Below are 783 nucleotides of genomic sequence, written 5' to 3'. Positions count from 1 at the left end.
GGGTGGGGTGCTCGAAGGGCAGTGTGGCGGGCACGTCCGCGGCGGGGAACAGCGCGCGCAGCCGCTCGCAGAACTCCTCGTGCAGCAGGGAGTCCACGCCCAGTTCGGGGAAGGCGGTGTCGGCGTCGATCAGGGACGGGTCCCGCGCGGTGAGTTCGGCGACGAGTGCCGTGAGCCGCCGTACGAGGTCCTGGCCGTCGGCGTGCCCCGGGCCGGCGGCGTCCGGAGCGGGCGGGGCGGTCCGGGACGCGAGCGCGCGGGCGAGGTCGTCCACCGTGCGGTGCTCGAAGAGGGCGGTCGGCTTCACCGGGCCGTAGCGGCGGCCCAGTTCCTCGACGAACTCCATGTTCAGCAGCGAGTCGACGCCCAGTTCCTGCCACGGCACCCAGCCGGGCACCTCTGCGGCGGGATCGCCGAGCAGTTCCCGTACGAGGGAGCGCAGTTCCTCGGCCACGGCAAGGACGGACGACGGGTCGCCGCCGACCGGGGGGATCGCGGTCTCCACGGCGGGCGCGGCGGTGCGGGAGCCGGTGTCGTCCGCGGCTGGCGCACCGGACCCGTCCGGGCGGCAGGTCAGCAGCGCTACGCAGCCCGGCGCCTCGCGCAGCAGGTCGGTGCCGTGCAGGCGCCAGCCGCGGCTTTCCAGCAGCGCCCGCCAGCGGCCCACGTCGAGCAGCGGCCCGTGGTGGACGACCCGGTACATCCGCGAACGCCGCCCGGAACCGTAACTGGGCGCGAGCGGCACGTACTCGTGGAAGGCGCGCACGGAGCGCGCCGCGAGGA

Annotated in this window: 1 protein-coding gene; it reads right to left on the bottom strand. The window is 75.5% G+C overall.

All coding sequences use genetic code 11. From position 1 onward, the window contains the following. On the bottom strand, window positions 1-783 hold a 783-nt coding region (locus LPA54_RS33640; protein ID WP_228984502.1), incomplete at both ends, for a phosphopantetheine-binding protein.

Source organism: Streptomyces sp. DH12, assembly GCF_020873895.1.
Taxonomy (GTDB): Bacteria; Actinomycetota; Actinomycetes; order Streptomycetales; family Streptomycetaceae; genus Streptomyces.
Note: the sequence above shows the minus strand (reverse complement) of the source record. Positions and strands in the feature narration are given on the sequence as shown.